General features: G+C 52.9%; 20 protein-coding genes. 16 read left to right on the top strand and 4 right to left on the bottom strand.

What is annotated here, in order from left to right:
• The first annotated feature begins 223 nt into the window (after positions 1 to 223).
• From DNH61_RS16950 to DNH61_RS16925, 6 genes are all read left to right on the top strand, one after another.
• Complete coding sequence (locus tag DNH61_RS16950) at positions 224 to 1,543, top strand: sugar ABC transporter substrate-binding protein (protein WP_181438752.1); 1,320 nt, start codon at positions 224 to 226, stop codon at positions 1,541 to 1,543.
• A gap of 19 nt (positions 1,544 to 1,562) precedes the next feature.
• Complete coding sequence (locus DNH61_RS16945) at positions 1,563 to 2,870, top strand: sugar ABC transporter permease (RefSeq protein ID WP_111147868.1); 1,308 nt, start codon at positions 1,563 to 1,565, stop codon at positions 2,868 to 2,870.
• A complete protein-coding gene (locus tag DNH61_RS16940; protein WP_111147867.1) occupies positions 2,867 to 3,703 on the top strand; it encodes a sugar ABC transporter permease in 837 nt (278 codons plus the stop codon). The genes DNH61_RS16945 and DNH61_RS16940 overlap by 4 nt, the downstream gene beginning before the upstream one ends.
• A gap of 333 nt (positions 3,704 to 4,036) precedes the next feature.
• Positions 4,037 to 5,665, top strand: a complete 1,629-nt coding sequence (locus tag DNH61_RS16935; protein WP_111147866.1) for a methyl-accepting chemotaxis protein — start codon at positions 4,037 to 4,039, stop codon at positions 5,663 to 5,665.
• Between the two features lie 212 nt (positions 5,666 to 5,877).
• On the top strand, positions 5,878 to 7,263 hold the full coding sequence (locus DNH61_RS16930) for an MATE family efflux transporter (protein WP_111147982.1): 1,386 nt from the start codon (positions 5,878 to 5,880) through the stop codon (positions 7,261 to 7,263).
• Positions 7,264 to 7,451: 188 nt separating this feature from the next.
• A complete protein-coding gene (locus DNH61_RS16925; RefSeq protein ID WP_111147865.1) occupies positions 7,452 to 8,936 on the top strand; it encodes a glutamate synthase subunit beta in 1,485 nt (494 codons plus the stop codon).
• A 16-nt stretch (positions 8,937 to 8,952) separates the two neighbouring features.
• Here the strand turns inward: DNH61_RS16925 and DNH61_RS27035 are convergent, their stop codons facing one another.
• From DNH61_RS27035 to DNH61_RS16910, 3 genes are all read right to left on the bottom strand, one after another.
• Positions 8,953 to 9,264: a DivIVA domain-containing protein gene (locus DNH61_RS27035; protein WP_111147864.1), complete on the bottom strand. Its 312-nt coding sequence runs from the start codon at positions 9,262 to 9,264 to the stop codon at positions 8,953 to 8,955.
• A 166-nt stretch (positions 9,265 to 9,430) separates the two neighbouring features.
• Positions 9,431 to 9,916, bottom strand: coding sequence for a hypothetical protein (locus tag DNH61_RS16915; protein ID WP_111147863.1), 486 nt, complete (start codon positions 9,914 to 9,916; stop codon positions 9,431 to 9,433).
• Between the two features lie 28 nt (positions 9,917 to 9,944).
• A complete protein-coding gene (locus tag DNH61_RS16910) occupies positions 9,945 to 10,373 on the bottom strand; it encodes a GNAT family N-acetyltransferase (RefSeq protein WP_342771453.1) in 429 nt (142 codons plus the stop codon).
• Between the two features lie 177 nt (positions 10,374 to 10,550).
• On the opposite strand from DNH61_RS16910, the gene DNH61_RS16905 reads away from it, so the two are divergent.
• From DNH61_RS16905 to DNH61_RS26120, 10 genes are all read left to right on the top strand, one after another.
• Entirely contained in the window at positions 10,551 to 10,763 is a 213-nt protein-coding gene (locus DNH61_RS16905) for a YwbE family protein (RefSeq protein ID WP_111147862.1), read from the top strand.
• Between the two features lie 250 nt (positions 10,764 to 11,013).
• Positions 11,014 to 12,405: a class II fumarate hydratase gene (fumC, locus tag DNH61_RS16900; RefSeq protein WP_111147861.1), complete on the top strand. Its 1,392-nt coding sequence runs from the start codon at positions 11,014 to 11,016 to the stop codon at positions 12,403 to 12,405.
• A 594-nt stretch (positions 12,406 to 12,999) separates the two neighbouring features.
• The gene (nrdI, locus tag DNH61_RS16895) at positions 13,000 to 13,359 is read left to right on the top strand and encodes a class Ib ribonucleoside-diphosphate reductase assembly flavoprotein NrdI (protein ID WP_111147860.1); all 360 of its coding nucleotides are present in this window, start codon (positions 13,000 to 13,002) and stop codon (positions 13,357 to 13,359) included.
• On the top strand, positions 13,346 to 15,430 hold the full coding sequence (gene nrdE, locus DNH61_RS16890) for a class 1b ribonucleoside-diphosphate reductase subunit alpha (protein ID WP_111147859.1): 2,085 nt from the start codon (positions 13,346 to 13,348) through the stop codon (positions 15,428 to 15,430). The genes nrdI and nrdE overlap by 14 nt, the downstream gene beginning before the upstream one ends.
• A 35-nt stretch (positions 15,431 to 15,465) precedes the next feature.
• On the top strand, positions 15,466 to 16,458 hold the full coding sequence (gene nrdF, locus DNH61_RS16885) for a class 1b ribonucleoside-diphosphate reductase subunit beta (protein ID WP_111147980.1): 993 nt from the start codon (positions 15,466 to 15,468) through the stop codon (positions 16,456 to 16,458).
• 368 nt (positions 16,459 to 16,826) lie between these two features.
• Positions 16,827 to 17,225 carry a GNAT family N-acetyltransferase gene (locus DNH61_RS16880; RefSeq protein WP_111147858.1) on the top strand — a complete coding sequence of 133 codons (399 nt, stop codon included), beginning with the start codon at positions 16,827 to 16,829 and terminating at the stop codon, positions 17,223 to 17,225.
• A 135-nt stretch (positions 17,226 to 17,360) separates the two neighbouring features.
• The gene (locus DNH61_RS16875) at positions 17,361 to 19,271 is read left to right on the top strand and encodes a sensor histidine kinase (protein ID WP_111147857.1); all 1,911 of its coding nucleotides are present in this window, start codon (positions 17,361 to 17,363) and stop codon (positions 19,269 to 19,271) included.
• Positions 19,268 to 20,599 (top strand): ABC transporter substrate-binding protein, encoded by a 1,332-nt coding sequence (locus tag DNH61_RS16870; RefSeq protein ID WP_245948217.1) that lies wholly within the window; start codon positions 19,268 to 19,270, stop codon positions 20,597 to 20,599. The genes DNH61_RS16875 and DNH61_RS16870 overlap by 4 nt, the downstream gene beginning before the upstream one ends.
• A gap of 69 nt (positions 20,600 to 20,668) precedes the next feature.
• Entirely contained in the window at positions 20,669 to 21,730 is a 1,062-nt protein-coding gene (locus DNH61_RS16865) for a LacI family DNA-binding transcriptional regulator (protein ID WP_111147856.1), read from the top strand.
• A 48-nt stretch (positions 21,731 to 21,778) separates the two neighbouring features.
• Positions 21,779 to 22,018, top strand: a complete 240-nt coding sequence (locus DNH61_RS26120) for a hypothetical protein (RefSeq protein WP_146241066.1) — start codon at positions 21,779 to 21,781, stop codon at positions 22,016 to 22,018.
• A gap of 945 nt (positions 22,019 to 22,963) precedes the next feature.
• Here the strand turns inward: DNH61_RS26120 and DNH61_RS16855 are convergent.
• Complete coding sequence (locus DNH61_RS16855) at positions 22,964 to 23,650, bottom strand: DUF559 domain-containing protein (RefSeq protein WP_111147854.1); 687 nt, start codon at positions 23,648 to 23,650, stop codon at positions 22,964 to 22,966.
• Positions 23,651 to 23,722: the final 72 nt, after the last annotated feature.

Raw genomic sequence — 23,722 nt, 5'->3', positions numbered from 1 at the left:
AATTTTGTCAGAACATTCAATGATTATATAGCTTTCAATTTGAAGGCAATGCTACCTGGAAGGGTACAACCTCGGACACGGGACGTGACGGGGCTGTATCCTTTTTTTTGTGCGCTGCCTGCAAGAGGGCGAGGCTGGGAGAATCGCTTGCATCTTAAGTGTATACCCGGCTGTATCAGCTGAATGTCTACTACATGGGAGAACAGGAAGGGGCGTTTACGCAATGCGGAAAAAGACACGGCTGGACAGAAAGACAAGAGGTTTGGTATTGGTGCTGCTCTGCATCGTAATGGCGGCTGCGATGACGGCATGCAGCGGCACAAGCAACGGACCGGAAGTGAGCAACAAGAATAGTAACGGAGTTGCCGGGGGGAATGAACAAGGAGCGGAAGAAGAGGAGCTGGTGCCGGAAGAAGGCGCCAAACTTGTCGTCTGGGAATCGAAGGAGCAGGTCGACTACATGAAGAAAATCGGCAAGGCTTTCGAGGAGAAGTACGGCGTGCCCGTTGCAGTTGAGGAGCTTGCGGGCGGGGAGCAGGGAGCAAGGCTGGCAACTGACGGACCCTCCAAGCTTGCCGCAGATATTCTGACGCTGCCGCATGACCAGATCGGCCAGGCGGTGAAGGCGGGCCTTCTGCTGCCTAATGATGCTTTCGAGGAAGAAACCCGCGCAGCTATGGTGGAGGCAGCCATTCAGGCGTCGACTTATGACGGTGTGCTCTATGGTTATCCCAAATCGGTTGAAACTTATGCGATGTTTTACAATAAAGATCTGCTGCCCGAGGCGCCGGAAACATGGGAAGAGGTCGCGGCCTTCGCCAAGACTTATAATGCGCCCGGTCAGAACAAGTATGCGATTATGTGGGAATTCGTGGGCTACTACACCTACCCGTTCATTGGCAGCTTTGACGGCTATATATTCGGGAAAGACAATACTGACCCGAGTGATATGGGATTAAACGGCGAAGGTACGGTGGAAGGCTTCGAGTTCCTGCAGTCGCTCCGGCCGATCCTTCCGATGGATGCAGCTGATGTCACGTACGATGTCAAGACACAGCTGTTCCAGGAAGGCAAGCTGGCTATGAACATAGATGGACCTTGGTCGGTTGGAGCTTTCAAGGACGATGTCAATTTTGGTGTTGCGGTCCTGCCCAAAGCGCCGAACGGGAACCCAACCACTTCATTCTCGGGAGTAAAATCTTATTATGTGAACTCTTATACGAACTATCCGGTCGCAGCGAGGCTGTTCGCCCATTTTGCCAGCAGCAAGGAGAACCAGCTGAAGAACTACGAGCAAACGGGGGCCATACCAGCTCATAAGGAAGCGGGCGAGGATCCGATGATCAAGAACGATCCGATTATCAGCGGCTTCTTCGAGCAGTTCAAGCATTCGGTGCCGATGCCGGCGCTTTCGGAGATAAATGCGGTCTGGGATCCGCTTAGAGCTGCATTCATGACGATTTGGGATAATCCTTCTGCGGATGTGAAGCAGACGCTGGACCAGACAGTGGCTACAATCAAGGCCGGTATGCAGTCGAAATAAACGATAGGTGGTATTCTGAATGACAAAAAAGACATGTGCCTCGATCCTATCTGCACTCATTATGGGACTCGGGCAGCTGTATAACCGGCAGTGGCTCAAAGGCCTGCTGTTTATGGTTATATGGGGAGCCGGCTTATATTTTATTATCTTTCATCTGACGGAGAGCCTGTACGGCCTGGTGACGCTTGGCGAACAGCCGAGCGGTATGGTCAAAGTCGGCAGGCTGACCAAGATGGTGGAGGGCGACCATTCCATCTTCATGATGATCGACGGTCTGATCGCCTTGCTCGCGCTGCTGTTCTTCCTGTTCATCTATGTGCTCACCGTGCGTGACGCCTATCTGGTGGGCCGGTCGCGCGACAACGGAGAGGAGCCGCACGGCTTCTCACAGTCACTGAAGGAGCTCAGCCGCAAGCATTTTGCGTACATCGTGCTGGCGCTGCCTTTTCTGGCCATTACATTCCTGACAATTCTGCCGCTGATTTTCTCCGTTTTGCTTGCCTTTACAAACTATGCAGACCCTATTCTGCCGCCGGCGAACCTGGTGGATTGGGTCGGGTTTGATAACTTCGCGAAGATGGTCAGCCTGCAGGTTTGGAGCAAGACGTTTGCGGGCATTCTGCAGTGGACGCTGATCTGGGCGGTAATTGCTACAGCAACAACTTATATCGGGGGCGTGCTGGTGGCGGTTCTCATACATCAGCCGGGTGTCCGCTTTAAGCGCTTCTGGCGTACGGTGCTGATCGTGCCCTTCGCTATACCGAATATGGTGTCCCTGCTTGTGATGCGCAATATGTTCAACAACCAGTTCGGTCCGGTGAACGGCTACCTGCGGGCATTCGGGCTGGATGGACTGCCCTGGCTGACTGATCCGTTCTGGGCGAAAGTAACGGTTATCCTGGTGAATATGTGGCTTGGTATTCCGGTGATGATGATACTGGCCTTCGGCGTGCTGACGACGATCCCAAGAGACTTGTATGAAGCGGCGGAGGTCGATGGCGCGGGACCGGTGCAGAAGTTTAGAAGTATCACGCTGCCAATGGTCTTATTTGCCACAGCACCAATTCTTATTATGCAGTTTGCCGGAAATATCAATAACTTTAACGTCATCTACCTGCTTACGAGCGGTGATCCGGTTAACCCGGATTATCAGTACGCGGGACATACCGATCTGCTCGTCACCTGGCTGTATAAGCTGGCGCTTAACCAGTCTCAGTACAGCTTCGCTTCGGTCATCGGAATCGTGATCTTCATGATCGTGGCCTCCTTCTCCATCTGGAGCTACCGGCGGACGAGGTCGTACAAAGAGGAGGATATGATCGCATGAACCGGAGACCCTCGACGATTATGAAGCTGTCGGCCACCTACCTGGTCCTGGTTATTCTCACCTGCATCAGTCTGTTCCCGGCCATATGGATTGTATTGTCATCTTTTAAGTCGGGCAACAGCTTGTTCAGTGAAACCTTGATTCCGCGCCAGTTTACATTGGTGCACTACGCGGATTTGTTCTCTAAGACGCAGTATCCGGTCTGGTTCATGAATACCTTGAAGGTGGCCGCGCTCTCGACGCTGTTCGGTACATTCCTGCTGCTGCTCACCTCGTATGCGATTTCCCGCTACCGCTTTGCGGGCAGGAAGACATCTTTGACCACGCTGCTGGTCCTGCAGATGTTTCCGGGCTTTATGGCGATGATCGCGATCTATGTACTGCTCAATACGATGGGGCTTCTCAATTCGCACTGGGCACTCGTGCTCGTGTACAGCAGCGGCGCAGTGATTGCAAATGTATTCGTGGCCAAGGGGTTCTTCGATACGATTCCCCGCAGTCTGGAGGAAGCGGCAAAGATTGATGGCGCAAGCCATATGCGGATATTCGTCTCCGTCATGATCCCGCTGTCGAAACCTATGCTGACCTATGCAAGTTTAATGATCTTCAACGGCGCGTTCGTCGATTTCATCTTTGCCGACTTGGTGCTTCGCACCGAGGAGCAGCGCACTCTGGCTGTGGGACTGTACCGAATGGTGAGTCAGCGGAACTCGACCGAGTTCACCCTGTTTGCGGCGGGCGCGGTGCTCGTGGCCCTGCCGGTTACAATGCTGTTCATTTTCCTGCAGCGCTTCCTCGTCGATGGATTAACGGCTGGGGCAAGCAAGGGGTAGGAAGGATATAAGGGATTAGCGCATATATAATAGAAGAAAAGAATTCAGGCTGAGTGAATGGCAGATTATTGTGCCGCACTCAGCCTTTGTTTATGTTCATTCACCGCTTGATAGCATGAGGGGGAATTCATATTCTTTGATACGGGGCTTCTCCGACTGCATCAAGTGTAGGCTTTGGGGCTCGCCCTGCCGTTCCTGGAGATTCGATCCGTATGTTTATTTTGCATAATATTATGAAATGTTTCTCCTTCTCTATTAAAAGGGCAGCACTTAACCCGATATATAACTCATGTCGTTAGATGGCGGATAATGTCGAATTAAGGGGTGTGCTGTATGAGTATTCGGGTTAAAACGTTTTTGGCATTTGGAATTTTGGTCTTGTTGGTGGCGGGAAGTTATGGTTACCAGATTACTTCCTCCATTTCGCAGGAGAAGCGGCTGCAGGAAATCAATGAGAGAACGCTGCAGTCTTCTGTGCTCGCGCAAGGCTTGAAGCAAGTCATGACGGAGATGCAGATGCAGGGTGTTCTGATGTGGGCGCAATTCGTCGACGCCGAAACCGCTTTAGCTGAGATGAAAAGATTGGACGGTATGTTCGTGGAGATGCTTGGAAAGTACGAATCGCTGAACCCGAACGCGTCTGCGGAAGTGCAGGGGATTCGGGACAACTATACGGCTTACACCACGATGACGGAGCAATCGGACGTCGGAGTAATTGTTGGGAAAATCAACCAGTCTCTTGAGGACCTCCGCACGAGCAACCTGGAGAAAATCGAGGGCTCGCTTCAGCAAACCATGGATGAGACGAAAGCGACTAACGGGCTACTTGGGTTGTTCCAGCTCGGTATACTGCTTGCCTGTATTGGGGCAGCTATACTGCTGGCTCAGTCCATCATTACACCGGTCAAGAGACTGATTGCTGCATCGACAACTATCGCAGAAGGTGACCTTAGCAATCCGGTAAATGTAAAAGCGAAGGGTGAGATCGGCAGGCTGGGCGCGAATTTTGAGAAGATGCGCGCTAATCTTGCTGCCTTCATAAAGGCCTCCCAGGTGACAACTGACCATGTAGCGGATTCGTCGCAGCTGCTGTCCCGTAATGCCAATGGAGCCGCCGAATCGATCTCACAATCCGGTGATATCATCCAGTTGATTGCCGACGGCTCGGCAACCCAGATGCGCAGCCTGGAGGAAACTTCGATCGCAATGGAAGAGATGACAGTTGGCGTTATGCGTATTTCTGAAACGACTAGTGTGGTAGCCGAGCTGTCGGCAAGCACGGAGGAGCAGGCTCAGCAGGGCAATCAGCTGCTCAGCGAAGCTGTCCGCCAGATGGATACGATCAATGATTCCGTGACCCAGTTCGCCGATACTGTGGGCAAGCTGGACGAACATTCCAAGACGATCAACCAGATCGTGGAAGTAATCAAGTCGATTTCCTCGCAGACTAATCTGCTGTCGCTCAATGCGGGCATTGAGGCAGCAAGAGCAGGTGATCATGGCAAAGGCTTCGCCGTAGTAGCTAATGAAATCCGGAAGCTTGCCGAACAGACTAGTGTATCTTCCGAGCATATCTATGAAATTATTCAGATGATCCAGAAGGATACCCAGCAGGCCGTATCCGCATTGGAACAGAGCCAGACTGAAGTAGAGCGCGGACGCAGGTCGATCCAGACGGCAGGCGAAGCATTTGGACGTATTACAAGTGCTACTTCCGACATCTCCATGCAAACCCAGGACATCTCGGCCGCTGCTGAAGAGACCTCTGCCGGTTTCCAGCAAATGAGCGCTTCGGTCAATGAACTGAATGCAATTGCCAAGCGTGCCAACGAGCAGAGCACAATTATGGCTTCGGGCTATGAAGCCCAGCGTGACGCGGTCGTACAAATTGCAAGCTCCACGGAAACGCTGAACCGGTCGGCTGAAGAGCTGCAGGAACAGATTAAGAAATTCAAAGTATAGCAGCAGCGACTGCTTGCACTCAGCAACTAATAAGAACCGCCCGGTGCCGGATAAGGCCGCGGGCGGTTCTTATTGCTGTATGCCCGGCCGTTGAGGAAACTGCGATTCACCAAACGGGGCAAATCTGCTATGATAGTAGTTTCTATTATATATAGCTACTCAAGAGCATGCACGGGCGAGCAGAGACCGGCATTGAAAGGAATCTCCAGCATATGAACGAAACTTATACCTTGCCCCAGAAAATAAAGCAGATGCTCATCATTCTGATCCCGCTGCTTATTACGCAGCTAGCCATGTTCGCCATGAGCTTCCTCGACACGGCCATGTCCGGGCAGGTCAGCCCGAATGATCTGGCGGGGATTGCCATCGGAGCAAGCCTCTGGTCGCCTGTTCAGATGGGGATAACAGGCATTCTGATGGCTGTGACGCCGATAGCAGCCCAGCTGATCGGGGCAAATCGGAAGAAGGAAGTAATGCCGACCGTCGTCCAGAGCATTTTCCTCGCGCTGTTCATGTCCGTATTAGTCATTGCGGCTGGAATGATTGCGCTGGCACCTGTACTGAACGCTATGCCGCTCGAATCGGAAGTGAGGATGATCGCCTGGCAGTATCTGACCATGATTGCGCTCGGAATCCCGCCGCTATTCGTGTATAATGTGCTCCGCTGCTTCATTGACGCGCTCGGCCAGACGAGAGTTACGATGATAATAACCCTGCTGTCTCTTCCTATTAATGGCATATTTAATTATCTGTTCATCTTCGGCAAGCTTGGCTTCCCGGCTATGGGCGGTGTCGGGGCTGGTATTGCGACCTCAATTACGTACTGGATTCTGCTTGGGCTGGCTGTCAGCTTCATCCGCCGCAGCGACCAGATGACGGTCTACAGACTGACAGCGGGCAAGCTTAGGGTGCGGGTCAGGGACTGGAAGGAGCTGCTCCGGATCGGGGTGCCGATTGGCATGGCAATTTTTATAGAGAGCAGTATATTTGCGGTTGTCACCTTGTTCATGAGTGCCTACGACACGGTTACGATTGCCGCGCATCAGGCGGCCATTAACTTTGCTTCGTTCCTGTATATGATACCGATGAGCATTTCCTACTCGCTGGCGATTCTAGTCGGCTTCGAGGTGGGAGCCGGACGGACGCGGGATGCCAGACAGTACAGTTTTCTCGGGATCGGCATGGGGCTTGGCATGGCCCTGATCTTCTCCGTGCTGCTTCTCAGCTACAATACCGAGCTCGCTGCTATTTATACACGGGATGCAGCTGTGTTGGAGATGACAGCACACTTCCTGATCTATGCGATCTTCTTTCAGCTGTCTGATGCGGTAGCGGCTCCGATTCAAGGGGCACTGCGGGGCTACAAGGATGTCAATGTGACCTTCCTGCTTGCCCTTATCTCGTATTGGCTGATTGGACTCCCTCTTGGCATCGCGCTCGCGCGGTTGACGGATCTGGGCGCCTTCGGGTATTGGGTGGGCCTGATCACAGGTCTTGCCGCAGGGGCGGTTGGATTGTTCGGCCGGCTGTTGTATCTTCAGTCCAAGCCCGCAAGGCTTGTCTCTGAAGCTGATAAGACCGTTTACCCTGCACCTTGATATGTGATATACCCGTGCCCCGGCATGCGGCTTCCTAAGCCGTCTGGCGGGGCTTATTTTATTTTCTCCTTACATCGTGAAATATTTCACTACTTATCCTGCCTCCAAATGGTACGATATTCATATTTATTACGGAAATTACCCGCCGCGCGTTCGCGGCTATCTTAGCAGGAGTTGGAGGAGAGAGCATGGGTAAAGCAACTGGGTTTCTGGAATATCAGAGAGAGACTGCTTGCGAGCTGGAACCACTCGAGCGTATAGCCCACTGGAGGGAGTTTACGGCTGTCCTTAGCGCGGATAAGCTGACAGAGCAGGGGGCCCGCTGTATGGACTGCGGCACGCCTTACTGTCACACGGGGAGTATTCTGTCCGGCATGGCTTCAGGCTGCCCGGTTAATAATCTGATTCCAGAGCTGAATGATCTTGTATACCGGGGCAGCTGGGAAGCAGCCGTGAAGCGGCTCCATAAGACAAATAACTTCCCTGAGTTTACCGGACGCGTCTGTCCGGCACCATGTGAGGGCTCATGTACAGTAGGCCTGATCGGTTCTCCTGTAACGGTGCGCAGCATTGAGAAGGCTATCGTTGAGCGCGGGTTCGCTGAGGGGTGGATCGTTCCTGAGCCTCCGGAGAAGCGGACCGGGTACCGAGTGGCCGTTGTCGGATCAGGGCCAGCGGGACTGGCATGTGCAGCCCAGCTGAACAAGGCAGGCCACCTCGTTACGGTCTATGAGCGGGCAGACCGCATTGGCGGGCTTCTGATGTACGGCATTCCCAATATGAAGCTGGATAAGCAGGTCGTACAGCGCAGAGTTGATCTGCTCTCTGCAGAGGGCGTATCGTTCCGGACAGGGGTTGAAATCGGCAAGGACATCGCTGCTGAACAGCTTCGCGAGGATTATGATGCAGTTGTATTATGTGCCGGAGCCACCAAGACCCGCGAGCTGCCAATTGAAGGCCGTGAGCTTGCCGGTGTACACCAGGCGATGGACTTCCTCACACAAAATACGAAGAGCCTGCTGGATTCCGGGCATGCTGACGGCGCGTATCTGTCGGCCAGGGGGAAGGATGTCGTTGTTATTGGAGGCGGTGATACAGGTACTGACTGTGTGGCCACTGCCATTCGCCACGGCTGCAGGAGCGTGGTTCAGCTGGAGATTATGCCGCAGCCACCGCTGACAAGGCAGCCGGGCAACCCTTGGCCGGAATACCCAAGAGTATTGAAGGTGGATTACGGTCAGGAAGAAGCGGCGGGGCTGTATGGATCAGATCCGCGCAGGTATCTAGTCTCGACCAAGCGGTTTGCCGGTAATAGCGCAGGAGAAGTGCAGGAGGTCCATACCGTTCAGATTGAGTGGCAGAGCGATGCTGCCGGGAAGCTGGTGCCAGTAGAAGTGCCGGGCAGCAGCGAAGTACTGCCGGCCCAGCTGGTGCTGCTGGCAATGGGCTTTACAGGTCCAGAGGCAGAACTGCCGGATCAGCTGGGTCTTGAGCGTGATGAACGGGCGAATGTAAGGGCAGAATACGGGAAACATGCCACGAACGTGGAAGGTGTCTTCGCTGCTGGGGATATGCGCCGCGGCCAGAGTCTTGTCGCTTGGGCGATTAACGAAGGCCGCCAGGCAGCGCGAGAGGTCGACCGGTATCTGACCGGCTCATCAAGGCTGCCATAGCCGGAGCCGGCGGTTTTTAACCCTTTGCCCTGCCCCAGCAGTAGACCTCAAGCTCGCGGATGCGCTGCATAATCTCATCCAGGTCAGCCTCAGGAGCTTTGGGCGGGCGAACAACAGCATTCTGCCGGGCCTGATACAGCTGTTTCTGGAGCAGGTTGATTAACGCTTCGAAGGCTTCATAATCTTTGATAATCTGATCGAGATAATTATCTACCTCGGCGGCATCATAGCCTCTAAATACAGTGGGGAAATCCTTCTCATGGATTTCGAGGGCATTCAGTTTAATTCCAAACTCTTTTGGCGTCTTTATTTTTATATCACCGTTCATGTTAGATAACCTCCTTTTTTATAATGAATAACGAATATATGGATCGTCTGGTTTCACATTGCAGGAAATTGGACTATCCAGCAGCAGCAAGCTCCCGAGTCCATCGCAGCAGCGAGGATACGGGAGCTTGTTGTGCGGTTCATGGCAGTACCGATCCAGCTTGCGTTTAGGCTGGGGAAAATCCCTCTTCGTTTAAATACTCAAGTGCTTCCTCATGGGTTTCAAAGGCAGACTCCAGGCTGAGCCCGGCATACACATACCAGAGGTCATCTTCGAATTTAAGCGTGAGCTTCTGCCCGTCTGGGCTTGTCCACTCTGATTCCTTGGCAGGTTTGCCGCGCTTGCGCGAGGCTGCTGGTGCTGCAGGCTCGTCCCGCTCGGAGAGAGAGCGGATCGATTTCTCCACTAGTGTACGGATTTCTTCCTCATTCATGTCACGGATGCTGCAAAATCCCTTGTCATCTGTCTCGTACCCTGTAAGCATCCCGGCATAGACATAGCCGTTGCCGTTCGGGTGAAGGTGGTAGACGACATTCTTCTTGTCATACAGGCTCTCTTCATACTGGTAGTTGACACGTCCCAGAGAGACATCCTTCCTCTCCAGCTCCTGGAACGAGTCCATGATGGCAAGCTTCTGTTCAAATGTTAGCATAGGTGCCTCCAAGTAGTCTGCTTAATGTTTACAGTTCTTTGACGAACAGCAGGTGCGGGATATCTTCTTCTATAAATACGTCAGATACGGCTGTGTAGCCGAGTTTCTCATAAAATGCCTTCGCCTGCACCTGCCCATGCAGCTTGGCCTTCTTGAGGCCCTTCTCACGGGCAATAGCTTCAAGCTCAGATACAAGCAGCCTGCCGAGGCCATGCTTGCGGTGTGTGGGAAGCAGACAGATGCGCTCCAGCTTGGCTACGCCATCCACATTCCGGACCCGCGATGTACCGACAGGTTCACCTTCATAGTATACCAATATGTGATCAGCCTGCGATTCATGCTCGTCAATTTCAACTTCCGCGGCAACTCCTTGTTCCTCCACAAACACTTTCTTACGGATCCGGTAGGCATGCTCCAGGTCCTCGGGCAGCGTAATTCGTTTTACTTCCACTTCCATCTTCCTTTCTGCTTGCTGGCAGTTAACGTTTATGTACGCCCTTTAAGCTTGGGCTTCCGTGTTAAACTCTACATCAGTATATACGATAACTGGATTTGAATCATCTGGAGCGGTTAGAATGAATGAAGCGGCTAACCAGGGGTTAATGATTGTTAGGTACGCAGGGAGGATGAGGAAATGAACGGACAGCGCAGAGAACAGCTGCAGGCCGGCAGCCTGGTTGATATCGTGCTGAAGGCTGACCAGAGGACAGGCAAGCTGACACGCGGAACGGTGAAGGATATCCTGACACGATCTGCGACTCATCCGCACGGGATCAAGGTGCGGCTGACAGATGGCCAGGTAGGCAGAGTCAAGTCGATCCTGCCTTCTTCACCCGAGCAGGATTAGAGAAGAGAAGCTCAAGACGCGGACGCGGGAGGTACTGCATGAAGGAAGGCAGAGCCTAACAGCGGTTTATTGATGGCTATAGTTGGAGGCCAGACCATGCCAGCCGGAGCAATATGCCGCTGACGAAGACAAGGCCCTGACCATGAACAAGGGCCTGCGGTCAGTCAGGTTGACGTTGAGAATCATTATCATATAAAGTGGAGGTAGACTATTGAACTAACTGACGGCATGAGTGGGAGGATGAGAAGCAATGGACTACAGGGTGGAGAAGGACACGATTGGCGAAATTCAGGTGCCCGCTGATAAACTGTGGGCTGCGCAAACGCAGAGAAGCCTGGAGAATTTTCGTATCGGGACGGAGAAGATGCCGACCGCATTCATCCGTACCTTCGCGATGCTGAAGAAGAGCGCGGCGCAGGCCAACATGAAGCTGGGACTTCTGGATGAGGTGAAAGCGGAGGCCATCATTAGCGCAGCGGATGAAATCATCGAAGGACGGCTTGATGACCACTTCCCGCTGTCAGTCTGGCAGACGGGGAGCGGAACACAGACAAATATGAATGTGAACGAGGTGATCGCCAGCCGGGCGAACCAGAAGCTGGCCGAGAATGACAGCAGTGTCCGCGTCCATCCTAACGATGATGTAAACCGTTCACAAAGCTCCAACGATACCTTCCCGACCGTGATGCATGTCGCCGGTCTCATTGCTCTGGAGGAAGAACTGCTGCCCGAATTGTCGGCGCTTAAGGAAACCTTCCGCAGCAAGAGCGAGCAGTTTAAAGATATTATCAAGATCGGCCGCACTCATCTGCAGGATGCGACACCGCTGACACTGGGGCAGGAAATCAGCGGCTGGAGGCGTATGCTGGACAAAACTGATACTATGATCCGGATGAGCTCGGATTTTATGCGAGAGCTGGCAATTGGCGGGACGGCTGTCGGTACAGGCATTAACGCCCACCCCAAATTCGGCGAGCTTACCGCTGAGGCGCTCAGCAAACTGACGGGCAGGACGTTCAAGACTGCGGTCAATAAGTTTCATGCGCTTACTAGTCATGACGAAATCGTGTTTGTCCATGGTTCTCTCAAAGCGCTCGCGGCCGATCTGATGAAGATTGCCAATGATATCCGCTGGCTCGCCAGCGGTCCAAGAAGCGGAATCGGAGAATTGGCGATACCGGCCAATGAGCCCGGCAGCTCCATTATGCCCGGCAAGGTGAATCCTACACAGAGTGAAGCAATGACCATGGTCGCATGCCAGGTTATGGGCAACGATGCTGCTATCGGCTTCGCGGCCAGCCAGGGGAATTTTGAGCTGAACGTCTTCAAGCCGGTCATTCTATACAATTTTTTACAGTCGGTCCGTCTGCTTGCTGATGCCATGCGTTCCTTCAACCGGAACTGTGCCGCCGGGCTTGAGCCTAACCGGGAGGTCATAGCGGCTCATCTGGAACGTTCACTTATGCTGGTGACGGCACTAAATCCCCATATCGGATACGAGAACGCGGCAATGATCGCGAAGCTCGCTCATAAGGAGGGCTTGACGCTTAAGGAAGCGGCGCTCCGAAGCGGGCTGCTGACAGCGGAGGAGTTCGACCGGATTGTGAAGCCTGAGCGTATGATAGCGCCAGGGGAAGGCTGACAATAAGCAAATTGGCAGGGCTAAATAGCACACTTCAACACCGGCAATCTCGAATTTTGTCACATTGCTATTGAGGTGCCGTTTGATTTCTTTCATAACCGAATAGTGCAGCAATTTGCAGGAATGGATGCGGCTGCCGGAGATACTCCGGCAGCCGCCTGCTTGTTCACCAGGAGGCAGGGGCTGACACACCCCAATATGCAGTGTTTTGTTATAGCGCTTGCAGGTCCCGAAACGCTTGCTGCGAGTGGATTTGATAGGATTTTGCCCCCGAAATGCGAGTTTTCAGAAACATTAAACTTTGAAATATAGGATTGACAATCACAATATATTGATATAAATTTTAATCTATCAACTACATATTGTTTTAATACGGTGCTTTCTCGGTTAATGAAAACCAAGAAAGCCCCTTGCCTCTTCATAGACAGGATATAGAGACCCAGCGTATGATTGGTAGAGTCCAGAGCTGTCCTGAGGGAACTAGCCCAAGTGCTTGTCCTGCATGACAGAGTGGTACACCGCCGGTCCAGCTTGCTGCCGGGTGATTTTGTGCTGCCTTGCGTGAGGGGATACGGAAGGAGATCGAGACGACAGATGCTTATCGCGTATGATTCGAAGACAGGTAATGTAAGAAGATTTGTCGAAAAACTGAATATGCCGTCGATTCAAATTGACGAAGCGATGCATGTGGACGAGCCCTTCGTGCTCGTTACTTATACGACTGGCTTTGGGCAGGTTCCGGAGCGGGTTCTGTCATTCCTTCAGCACAATCACCGCAGGCTGATGGGTGTTTCGGCCAGCGGCAACCGCAATTGGGGTCAAGGCTTCGCTAAGAGCGCAGACCGGATCTCCGAGCTGTATAATGTCCCGGTGATCAGTAAATTCGAGCTTGCGGGCACAACACAAGATGTACATCGATTCGTTCAGGAGGTGAGCGCAGTTGCGGCATATTGAATTAAACAACCTGCTCATGAAGCGCGGGGAAGACGGGTTCTTCCAGTTGGAGAAGGACAGAGAAGCAGTACAGGCGTTCATGGAGGATGTGGAGCGCAAGAGCATCCAGTTTGCTTCGACGTCAGAGAAAGTCAGATATATGATTGACAATGACTATTACGAGAATGTTTACCTCCGCTATTCCGAAGCGGATGTGGAGGAAATTTATGATATAACGCACAGCTACCGGTTTGAATTCCCTTCTTATATGGCGGCTTCGAAGTTCTATACCGACTATGCGGTGAAGAGCAATGACCGCTCGCTTTACTTGGAGCACTACGAAGACCGTGTGGCGATTGTGGCGCTACATCTGGCGAGAGGGGACATGGACCATGCCAGAGCGCTTGCCGCTTCGATGATGGAGCAGCGCGTACAGCCGGCGACACCAACCTTCCTTAATGCGGGCAAGAGCAGACGCGGCGAGATGGTATCCTGCTTCCTGCTGGAGATGGATGACTCACTCAATTCCATTAACTATGTTCTCGGCACCTGCATGCAGCTGTCCAAGATTGGCGGAGGCGTAGCCGTTAACCTGTCGAAGCTGCGCGGACGCGGAGAGCCGATTAAGGGCGTAGAAGGCGCTGCGAAAGGCATCATGCCGGTTCTGAAGCTGATGGAGGATGCCTTCTCCTACGCGGACCAGATGGGACAGCGCAAGGGCTCAGGCGCAGGCTATTACAATATTTTCGGCTGGGATGTCATGGAGTTTCTGGACAGCAAGAAGATCAACGCCGACGAGAAGACACGCCTCAAGACGCTGTCGATCGGCCTGATCGTTCCGGATAAATTCTATGAGCTGGCTGAACGCAATCAACCGCTTCATGTCTTCGGGCCTCACTCGGTACATAAAGCATATGGCATCCATATGGACGATATGAACCTCGATGAGATGTATGACACGCTGCTGGCTGATGACCGGGTTAAGAAGAAAGTCATTATGAGCGCACGTGACATGCTGGTCAAAATTGCTACGATTCAGCTTGAATCCGGCTATCCGTATATCATGAACAAGAGCAATGCAAATCGCGGCCATGCGCTTAAAGCGATCGGTGCGATCAAGATGTCGAACCTGTGCACGGAGATTTTCCAGCTGCAGGAGACATCCGAGATCGGCGACTACGGCCATGAGGATATCATCCGGAAGGATATCAGCTGCAACCTGGCATCGCTGAACATTGTCAATGTCATGGAGCATAAGAAGATCCGCGAGTCGGTACATGAAGGCATGACCGCCCTGACTGCTGTAAGCGACATGACGCGCGTTGCAAATGCGCCGGGTGTTGCCAAAGCGAACAGCGAGCTGCACTCAGTGGGTCTTGGCGCCATGAACCTGCACGGCTTCTTGGCGAAGAACGGCATTGCGTATGACAGCGATGATGCCAAGGCATTTGCCCGTACCTTCTTCATGATGGTGAATTTCCATTCCATCGAACGGAGCATGGAGATTGCCCGTGAGCGCGGCATCGTCTTCGAAGGCTTCGAGCGTTCGGATTATGCGACAGGCGAATACTTCGAGCGTTACGAGCAGACGGATTACCGTCCTTCCTCCGAGCGTGTGAAGGCTCTGTTTGACGGTATACCGGTGCCAACGCCTGCTGACTGGACGGAGCTGAAGAACCAGGTGGCGCGGTATGGCCTTTATCACGCTTACCGTCTGGCGATTGCGCCGACGCAGAGCATCTCGTATGTGCAAAATGCCACATCGAGCGTTATGCCGATTGTGGAACAGATTGAGACACGGACTTACGCGAACTCGACAACGTATTATCCGATGCCGTATTTGAACCGCGATAACATGTTCTTCTACAAGTCGGCTTATCATATGGACCAGTTCAAGGTGATTGATCTGATTGCCGAAATTCAGAGTCATGTTGACCAAGGCATTTCCACTGTCCTGCATGTAAACAGTGACGTGACGACCAGACAGCTTGCCCGCTACTATATTTACGCGGCCAAGAAAGGGCTGAAATCTCTCTACTACACCCGGACGAACCGGCTGTCCGTAGAAGAGTGCATCAGCTGCTCCGTGTAAGTAAGGAACGGAACAGGGAAGGGGAGCGCAGCAAAATGAGCAGCAAGGAAGCAGCAGGCGCCAGAGGCGCGATCAAGGCGGTTAACTGGAACCGCCCGGATGATGATTTTACGGCAATGTTCTGGAATCAGAACATTATGCAGTTTTGGACGGATGAGGAAATTCCGCTCTCGGATGACAAGATGTCATGGATGACATTAAACGATGCCGAGCGCGAGCTATATATGAAGGTGCTTGGCGGCCTGACCCTGCTGGATACGGTTCAGGGCGGCGTAGGCATGCCGAAGATTCTCGAACACGTGGATGGCCTGCAGCGTAAAGCAGTGCTTGGCTTCATGGGCATGATGGAGCAAATTCATGCGAAGTCCTACAGCAGCATCTTCACGACGCTTGCGTCGACCGAAGAGATTGACGGCGTATTCCGCTGGGTGGAGAACCATCCGCTGCTGCAGACGAAGGCGGATACGATCTCTCAGTATTACAAGAACATTGAGACACCTAAGGATCTGTGGCTGGCAATGGCCGCTTCCGTGCTGCTCGAAAGCTATCTGTTCTACAGCGGCTTCTTCTACCCGCTGTACCTGGCTGGACAAGGCAAGATGACCAGCAGCGGCGAGATCATTGACCTGATTCTTCGTGATGAGAGCATTCACGGTCTGTACGTCGGCGTGCTCGCACAGGAGCTGTATGCCGAGCTGGATGCTGAGGACCGCAAGGATGCGCTGGAAGCCTTCCACGGCCTGTTCCAATATCTGCACCGCAACGAAGAACTGTACACGGATGAGCTGTATACGGCGCTGGGCCTGGCTGAGGAAGTGAAGGATTTTGTCCGCTATAATGCGAACAAAGCCTTGATGAACCTGGGACTTGATCCGCTCTTCCCGGAGCAGGAGGTCAATCCGATCGTGTTCAACGGTATCAGCACACGGACGAAGCAGCATGACTTCTTCTCGAAGAAGGGTAATGGCTATGTGCGTACGACCAACGTGCAGTATCTGACAGATGATGATTTTAAGTTCGATCTATAATCACACCCTATAACGATATGCCTAAACACCTCATATTACGTAAATCGGTTAAATACTCCGGTGTCGGAGCCGATATACGCAGATGAGGTGTTTTTTTGTGCAAGCTGGCCATACTAGCAAAGAGGATCATAGTACTAGTTTCAGGGGAGGGAAGACCATGTATCGAAAGTGGATGTGCAAGGAGCACGGTCGGCAGCTCCATGCGTATACATGTCCGCACTGTCAGCGGGATATGCAGGCGGTATACGTACCGATTTTCCATGCTGGATCTGTAAAGAAATAAGGAGGATTATCCTACCAAATGCTCTGTTAACCTGCTATAATCAAGCAAAATAAACAGCCATATGGCAGCTAACGGAGGCAGAAGTATGGGAATCGTATACAAGCTTAACGCGGCGGTACAAACCGAGGATGTCATTCGCGTATTCAGGAGCAGCGGGATCAAGCGTCCAGTCGATCAGCCTGAGCGAATCGCGCAGATGCTTGCTGAAGCAAATCTTACCATCACAGCATGGGATGGTGACAAGCTTGTTGGCATTGCCCGGGCGCTGACGGATTTCAGCTACTGCTGCTATCTCTCGGATCTGGCGGTAGATGCGGACTACCAGAAAGGCGGCGTAGGAAAGGAACTGCTGGGTCTCGTCAGGCAGCATATTGGGGAGGAAGTCTCACTTATTCTGCTATCGGCACCGGAGGCCATGGAGTACTATCCGAAGGTTGGCCTGGACAAGCTGGATAATGCATTTGGTGTCCGCCGTCTTCGCTGATCCCTTCTGTATGTTTGCAGCGTCCTTTTCCTGTCAGGAAAGGGGCGCTAACATTGCATTAATTTGTTATAATAGATGTTAGGTTTTAATGATAGCGCTTACAAGTTTGTAGGCAGAAGAGATGAGTGTGCAGCAATGAATAATTCTAGTTGGCTGAAGCGGGTATGGCACGGAATTCTTGATATGCGGATGGAGCGGAAGCTGCTGTTTATTTTCGTCGTCGTCATTACGATTCCCCTTGGCTTTATCGGCTATATATCATACAGTAATTACTCCCGTTCCATAGAGGAGACGACAATCGCTTATTCAACCAATCTGCTCGAGAATATGATGCAGCGGGTGGATGATTATATCGAAGATATGACGAGGATTTCATCCATACCAGCTTATCAGGATGACATTAAGCACAATCTGATCCGCTCCAACCGGTATTATGAGCAGCAGAAGAGGCTGGAGCAGCATACGGACCAGACGGTCCCTGCAGACTTTAACCAGCTGCTGTCGATCCAGCGGGGGATTCAGTCGGATATCAAATTTATTAATAATATCAAGCGCGGCGCTAACTCGGTTTATATTTTTGACAAATACGGCTCAGGCTACTTCTCGGCGGAGGCCGGCGGCATCCGGCTTAATATTGAGGAGAGCTACATGTATTGGATGGAACGGGCGGAGCAGTCGGGCGGGGAGGCGGTGCTGTTCGGGACCCAGAAGTACACCAGCAGCCTGAAGAGCACCCGCTATGCGTTCACGGTCGTTCGTAAAATTATGGATCAAACGCTGCGGCCGATCGGTTTAATCGCGGTAGATGCCAATATTGATGTGATTGAGGACCAGATTACGCGCCTGGACAAGCTGACAATGGGCAGCTCGGTAATCATTGATGGGAATGGGAATGTAATTTATGACAGCGGCAGGGAGCGGCTTGCCCTGTCTATTGCCGAGGATCCAATCGTCCGTGCTTCTGAAGGGGCGGCAAGGGGGAGCTTTTACCATAAGGTGAACGGTGAGCGCCAGCTGCATATCTTCACGACTTCTCCCAATACAAACTGGAAAGTAATCATCTCCATTCCGGTTCACGAGCTGATGCGGGATTCAATTGTGACCCGTAATGTGACATGGATTGCGACCTTCCTGACCATCGGGGCAGCACTTATCCTCTCCATTATCTTTTCCTTTACATTGACGAAGCCACTGCGTAAAATGATGCGGCTGATGCGGACTGTGCAGCAGGGGGACTTCAATGTGAAGTTTCCGGTCAGGAATCGCGATGAGATCGGTCAGCTCGGCAGCCAGTTTAACCGGATGATCGTCAGGATTGATGAGCTGATTCAGGATATTTATCAGATGGAAGCCAAGAAGAAGGAAGCAGAGCTGCATGCGCTGCAGACCCAGATCAATCCGCATTTTATGTACAACACACTGGAAGCCATCCGAATGGTGGCCGAGCTGAACGACGATGATAAGGCAGCTGATATGCTGGCGGTATTCGGCAAGCTGCTGCGTTACAGTGTGGGCAGCCTGCATCAGCACACGACGCTGGAACGGGAGATTCAGCATGTCAGAGATTATATCAGCCTGCTGAATTACCGCTACCCAGGACGGTTCCGCCTGGACATATCGCTGCCATCTGAACTCGCTGATTATCCGATGATCCGGCTGCTGCTGCAGCCCATTGTGGAAAATGCCGTCTATCACGGTTTGGACGACCGGAAGCGGCAGATGGTCATCGGCGTGAAAGCTTGGCTGGATGAGCGGCGGTATCTAACCGTCCAAATTCACGATGACGGGCTTGGTATGCATGCGGACAAGCTTGCGAGGCTCAACTTTTCGTTCCGCCAGGTACAGCAGTCTGATCAGGAGCATGGCGGAATCGGGCTCAAAAATATTAATGAGCGGATGATGCTCCATTACGGGAGCGATTACGGACTGCAGGCCTCTGCCCGCGAAGGGGGCGGGACAGTCGTACGGATGCTGTTCCCTCCTGAGACAGCCTCATCATCACAACTACAGTCATTACATCATCCGGCAGGGAGGGGGGGCCAATGAGGAGACCCATGAAGAGACCGATGAAGAGATATCGTGTCGCTGCACTGATTCAGCTGATGCTTGTATTGTGTATGACTGCAGGTTTGAGCGGATGCGTAACAGGCGGCGCAGACAGGGAGCATCTTCGTGAAGAGGTGGTTAAGCTGAACCCGGAAGCCGCCGGTTCGGAGACGTTAACCGTGCTGACCAACCGGATTGATTTAATCGAGAATGGGGTTCTGCAGCAGTATGCCGAGCGCTTCGAGCAGGAGCATCCGGGTGTGCAGGTAGAATTTGAAGGCTTAACGAACTACGCCACGGATATTATGGTCCGTCTGTCGACCCGGAGCATGGGGGATGTGCTGCTGCTGCCCACAAACTTGATGGCTCAGGATCTTCCGGCGTATTTCGAGCCGCTGCCGGAGGACATGTTTAAGGAGATGCGCTTTGCTGATTATAAGTCTTACAACGGCAGCCGTTACGGCATCGCAACAGGTGCGACGACAGACGGGATCGTGTATAACAAGCGGGCGTTCGAACAGGCCGGGATTACAGAAATTCCCCGGACGCTTGATGCGTTCTATCAGGCATGCGAGAAGCTCAAGCGCAGCGGGATTACCCCCATCTATATTAATTATGGGGCCCAGTGGCCGATGAAGCTGTGGGGAGAGGATCTGGTGAGCTTCCGGACGGGTGATGCAGACTATCTGAATGCGATGGCCCTGCAGGATGCTCCATGGCAGATGAATAATCCATGGGGAGAGTCGATCTCGATCGTTCGCACCCTGATCGACCGAGGGTTCGTTGAGGAGGATTTAATCGCGAACAATTGGGAGAAGTCGAAGACAGACCTGGCGGAAGGCAGGGCGGGCATGTATCTCATGGGCAACTGGGTCATCAGCCAAGTGATTGACGCTGGTGCTGCACCAGAGGATATCGGATTTTTTCCATTTCCGTATGACAATAATCCCGATGAACGATATGCGCCTCTTGTTGCCGACTGGTTCATAGGGGTGAGTAAATTCAGCGGCAGTAAGCCGCTCGCAAAGGCATGGGTGGAATACTTCGTGAAGTCGTCTGGCTATGTGGATGACGGGGGCTTCCTTCCTGTTTTACGGAACGCGAGTCCTGAACTGCCGCAGTTTCAGGAGTTTCTATCGTTCTCGCCAATCTTTGTCGAGAGTGAGCCCCCAAGTGACTTGTTCCTCGAGGTTGCGGAGCAGGCGGGAATTTCCTTTTGGTCGGGAGATTATATTCAGGAGTTGATTGCAGCGGAGGATTTAAGTGAAGCCTTTGCCCAGTTCAATGTACGCTGGATGGAAGCGCGAAGGACAATTCCGGCGGACTAGCATGATGCATGACGGCGCTTGCTTCAGATGGTATACTAAGAGGAATGTGAAAGCGGTTGGAGTGGGATTATGTCAAAAAAAGTCACCATGCAGCAAATAGCCGATTACCTGGGTGTTTCCAAATTCGTCGTCTCCAAGGCGCTCTCTGGAAAAGGCGGCGTCAGTGCCGCTACGAAGGAACGGGTTATACAGACTGCATCACAGCTCGGTTATTTTGCACAGAAGAATGCATATGTCAAGAATATTAACCTGGGGCAGCCGCTCCCGATAAGCACGGCGGGCAGCAGGCAGTCTGTACTCGTCTTGATGCCAAATATTCGTTTTCAGACGAAGGACTCCGTGTATTGGGGCCGAATCCTGGATGGAATCTCAGCGAAGACAGAGGCGGAAGGGCTTGGGATGGTAATTGTGTCCGAGCAGAATGTTGATAACTTCCTGCACATTCTGAACCCAAACGGCATACTGGGGATGGTCGGAGTCGGGCAGATTAGTTCGTCTCTGCTGCTCGAGGCGCACAGAGTTGGCGTCACCATGGTGCTCGTCGATCATGAGGACCCGCTGATTCCAACCGATACGGTGTTCGTCAATAACTATGATTGCATGTACCGTCTGACTAAGCATCTGCTGGCAACCGGTCATCAGGAGATCCGGTTTGTAGGCGATGTCCGTTACTCCAGGAGCTTCCTCGACCGGTTCGCCGGTTTCCGGAGTGCGCTGGAGGAGCAGGGCATACCGCTGAGGGATGACAACCTGACCCGGCTGGGTGAGGAGGGAGAAGGCGAAGAGGTGATCCGGCAGTGGGCAGCGCGGAAGAAGAGAGCCCATACTCTGCCGACAGCTATTGTCTGCGCGAATGATTCCATCGCACGCGACATGATCCGGGTCCTGTCCGAGCTTGGCGTATCGGTGCCGGGCGAAGTGTCCGTTACAGGCTTCGATAATATTGAGGATGCCTACCGCATCAGCCCGGCCTTGTCTACCGTTCATGTGCCGAAGGAAGCGCTTGGGGAGAGGGCGGTGATCCGTCTGCTGGAGCGTGTGCGGCATCCGGGAGAGCCGCTTGAGAAGATTTTATTGGCAGGCGAAGTGATCTACAGGGATTCTACAGCAGATAACCGAATGCGCAGCTAGGCGGCGTCAGCCGCTTGCCGCGCATTCTTCTGTTTGGGGGGCGTTAACATGCTGTGCCATTTGTGTCATGTGGAGAGTGGGCTTGGCTCTGCGGCGTTTGGGAAGCTGGCGCCGCAGCCTGCAGCCTGGCTGGTACGGCGCGCGGAGGTGCGGCGTGCGGGGGAGGCATGCGGTGGAGGCATGCGGAGGTGCGGCGTGCGGGGGAGGCATGCGGTGGAGGCATGCGGAGGTGTGGCCAGCGGTGAAGTGGCGTGCGGTGGTGGCGCGCGGAGGTGTGGCCAGCGGTGAAGTGTGGCGTGCAGTGGCGGCGTGCGGAGGTGTGGCCAGCGATGATGCGGCGGCGGTGGGGTGCTTTGCATAGTGGGCTGGGGAGGGACGTTGGCGCAGCATGCGCCTGTGGGGTGTTCTTTTGCACGCTAGGGGGCGTCCTATGGGAGCGCCATTATGGGAGGACCTAGAATTTAGAGTGCCACATAGCCGGGAGAATGAATAGTTGCGCCTGTGGGGCATATCTTTTGCGGGTAACATGCTCTGGTACATAAAATTCCTGCTAAAGTGCAGGCTTTTCTACTCGTGTTTGCAAGCCGGATCAAAAGCCTGCGATTGTGCAGGTATTTTCATTGCGCTCGAATGAAATGAGCCTGACGTGCTCAAAAGCCTGCACTTTTGCAGGTATTTCAGCAATTTCCCCTGATTTCTCCTGAAAAGGATGCATTTTTGCAGGAATTTCACCGGCATGCCAGCATAGCCTAGAGCAGCCTAACAGCCCAGCTCAACATTGCTCAGAACAGCACAGCCCACCATAGAGTAAGTACAGCCCACCATAGAATAAGCACAGCCCAGCATGGTATAGCCAAGAGCAGCCCAAAACAACCGGCCCAACACAGATCAGTACAACCAAATCCAGTACGTAACAGTCCAGCCAGCCCAGCATGGTATAGCCAAGAGCAGCCCAAAACAACCGGCCCAACACAGATCAGTACAACCAAATCCAGTACGTAACAGTCCAGCCAGCCCAACACGGAATAGCCCAGAGCAGCCCAACACAGCCGACCCTCCAACACAGCCCAACACAGTCTAGCCCAGAGTAGCCCAGCCCAGACCGTTCCAGAACACGCCTATGTGGTTGACTCAAGTCATGCTACAACGAGCATCGCGCGCTAGCCCCCTCATCCCCCTCCCGGAAATGACCATTAACCTCGCAGAAATGTTAATCCGTCCAAAAAAGCAGTGTTAGTAGCTTAGCAAGGTGTGCAGATGCTGCATATTGTGGCTTTGGAGCCGATATCTGACAACATGCTTGCCGTCTGTTCCGGTAGCGGATGTAAACCAGCCTTGTGAGCATAGGGATTGAAGATAACGGACAGCGGTGCGATGATTCACGCCGAGATGCTTCTGCACATCGATTGGTCTTAGAGGACGCGCGAGTGTGCAGGCTAGCCGGACAATCTCTTTTTCTATAAGTCTCGGGAGGCCATGACAGGTCATGCTTGACTGGTAACGGCTCAGTACCATACGAAGCAGAGTTATACATAATTCAGGCCGGTAAGCAACGTCATCGTAAGAAAATGAGATCAGATGATAACCCATCGCGGTTAGAAAAGTCTCCCTGTTCAGCTCGCTGCAGTACTTTTGCCGATCCATATCCCGTACATGCGGACCATAGCCTTTGATCTCAATGATCAGTCTTACCGCATTCGTGATCCATACAAAGTCGCAGAAGTAGGAATATCCGCGCCAATCCAGCACCTCATATTCCGGAAGCAGATTCTCGAAACTTCCTCTAAGCGGCCACCATACGTTACGGCAAAATAACATTTCGGCCTCTCTGTGTCCGCGTTCAAGCCGGCCTTTGCGTTCTCCGTTCCTTCTCTCCATGTGGTGCGAAATAAATGCGGCATGCGCTTGGTCAAAATCCAATTCCTACACCTCCGAAAAATAGAAAACGCCCCGTTTCTCTCCAAGATGGAAAGACCGGGACGTTCTTCGTCT

It is taken from the genome of Paenibacillus sambharensis, assembly GCF_003233845.1.
GTDB lineage: Bacteria > Bacillota > Bacilli > Paenibacillales > Paenibacillaceae > Paenibacillus_I > Paenibacillus_I sambharensis.
The sequence above is the reverse complement of the archived record's forward strand: the minus strand, read 5'-3'. Positions and strand labels throughout refer to the sequence as shown.

Bases quoted from the DNA above. Each gene is read 5' to 3' on its own strand.
- nrdF (WP_111147980.1), top strand. From the start codon at position 15,466: ATGAGCAGCAAGGAAGCAGCAGGCGCCAGAGGCGCGATCAAGGCGGTT.
- DNH61_RS27035 (WP_111147864.1), bottom strand. From the start codon at position 9,264: ATGAACGGTGATATAAAAATAAAGACGCCAAAAGAGTTTGGAATTAAA.
- nrdI (WP_111147860.1), top strand. From the start codon at position 13,000: ATGCTTATCGCGTATGATTCGAAGACAGGTAATGTAAGAAGATTTGTC.
- DNH61_RS16935 (WP_111147866.1), top strand. From the start codon at position 4,037: ATGAGTATTCGGGTTAAAACGTTTTTGGCATTTGGAATTTTGGTCTTG.
- DNH61_RS16915 (WP_111147863.1), bottom strand. From the start codon at position 9,916: ATGCTAACATTTGAACAGAAGCTTGCCATCATGGACTCGTTCCAGGAG.
- DNH61_RS16905 (WP_111147862.1), top strand. From the start codon at position 10,551: ATGAACGGACAGCGCAGAGAACAGCTGCAGGCCGGCAGCCTGGTTGAT.
- DNH61_RS16950 (WP_181438752.1), top strand. From the start codon at position 224: ATGCGGAAAAAGACACGGCTGGACAGAAAGACAAGAGGTTTGGTATTG.
- DNH61_RS16865 (WP_111147856.1), top strand. From the start codon at position 20,669: ATGTCAAAAAAAGTCACCATGCAGCAAATAGCCGATTACCTGGGTGTT.
- DNH61_RS16880 (WP_111147858.1), top strand. From the start codon at position 16,827: ATGGGAATCGTATACAAGCTTAACGCGGCGGTACAAACCGAGGATGTC.
- DNH61_RS16875 (WP_111147857.1), top strand. From the start codon at position 17,361: ATGAATAATTCTAGTTGGCTGAAGCGGGTATGGCACGGAATTCTTGAT.
- DNH61_RS16945 (WP_111147868.1), top strand. From the start codon at position 1,563: ATGACAAAAAAGACATGTGCCTCGATCCTATCTGCACTCATTATGGGA.
- DNH61_RS16870 (WP_245948217.1), top strand. From the start codon at position 19,268: ATGAGGAGACCCATGAAGAGACCGATGAAGAGATATCGTGTCGCTGCA.
- DNH61_RS16910 (WP_342771453.1), bottom strand. From the start codon at position 10,373: ATGGAAGTGGAAGTAAAACGAATTACGCTGCCCGAGGACCTGGAGCAT.
- DNH61_RS16930 (WP_111147982.1), top strand. From the start codon at position 5,878: ATGAACGAAACTTATACCTTGCCCCAGAAAATAAAGCAGATGCTCATC.
- DNH61_RS16925 (WP_111147865.1), top strand. From the start codon at position 7,452: ATGGGTAAAGCAACTGGGTTTCTGGAATATCAGAGAGAGACTGCTTGC.
- fumC (WP_111147861.1), top strand. From the start codon at position 11,014: ATGGACTACAGGGTGGAGAAGGACACGATTGGCGAAATTCAGGTGCCC.
- DNH61_RS26120 (WP_146241066.1), top strand. From the start codon at position 21,779: ATGCTGTGCCATTTGTGTCATGTGGAGAGTGGGCTTGGCTCTGCGGCG.
- DNH61_RS16940 (WP_111147867.1), top strand. From the start codon at position 2,867: ATGAACCGGAGACCCTCGACGATTATGAAGCTGTCGGCCACCTACCTG.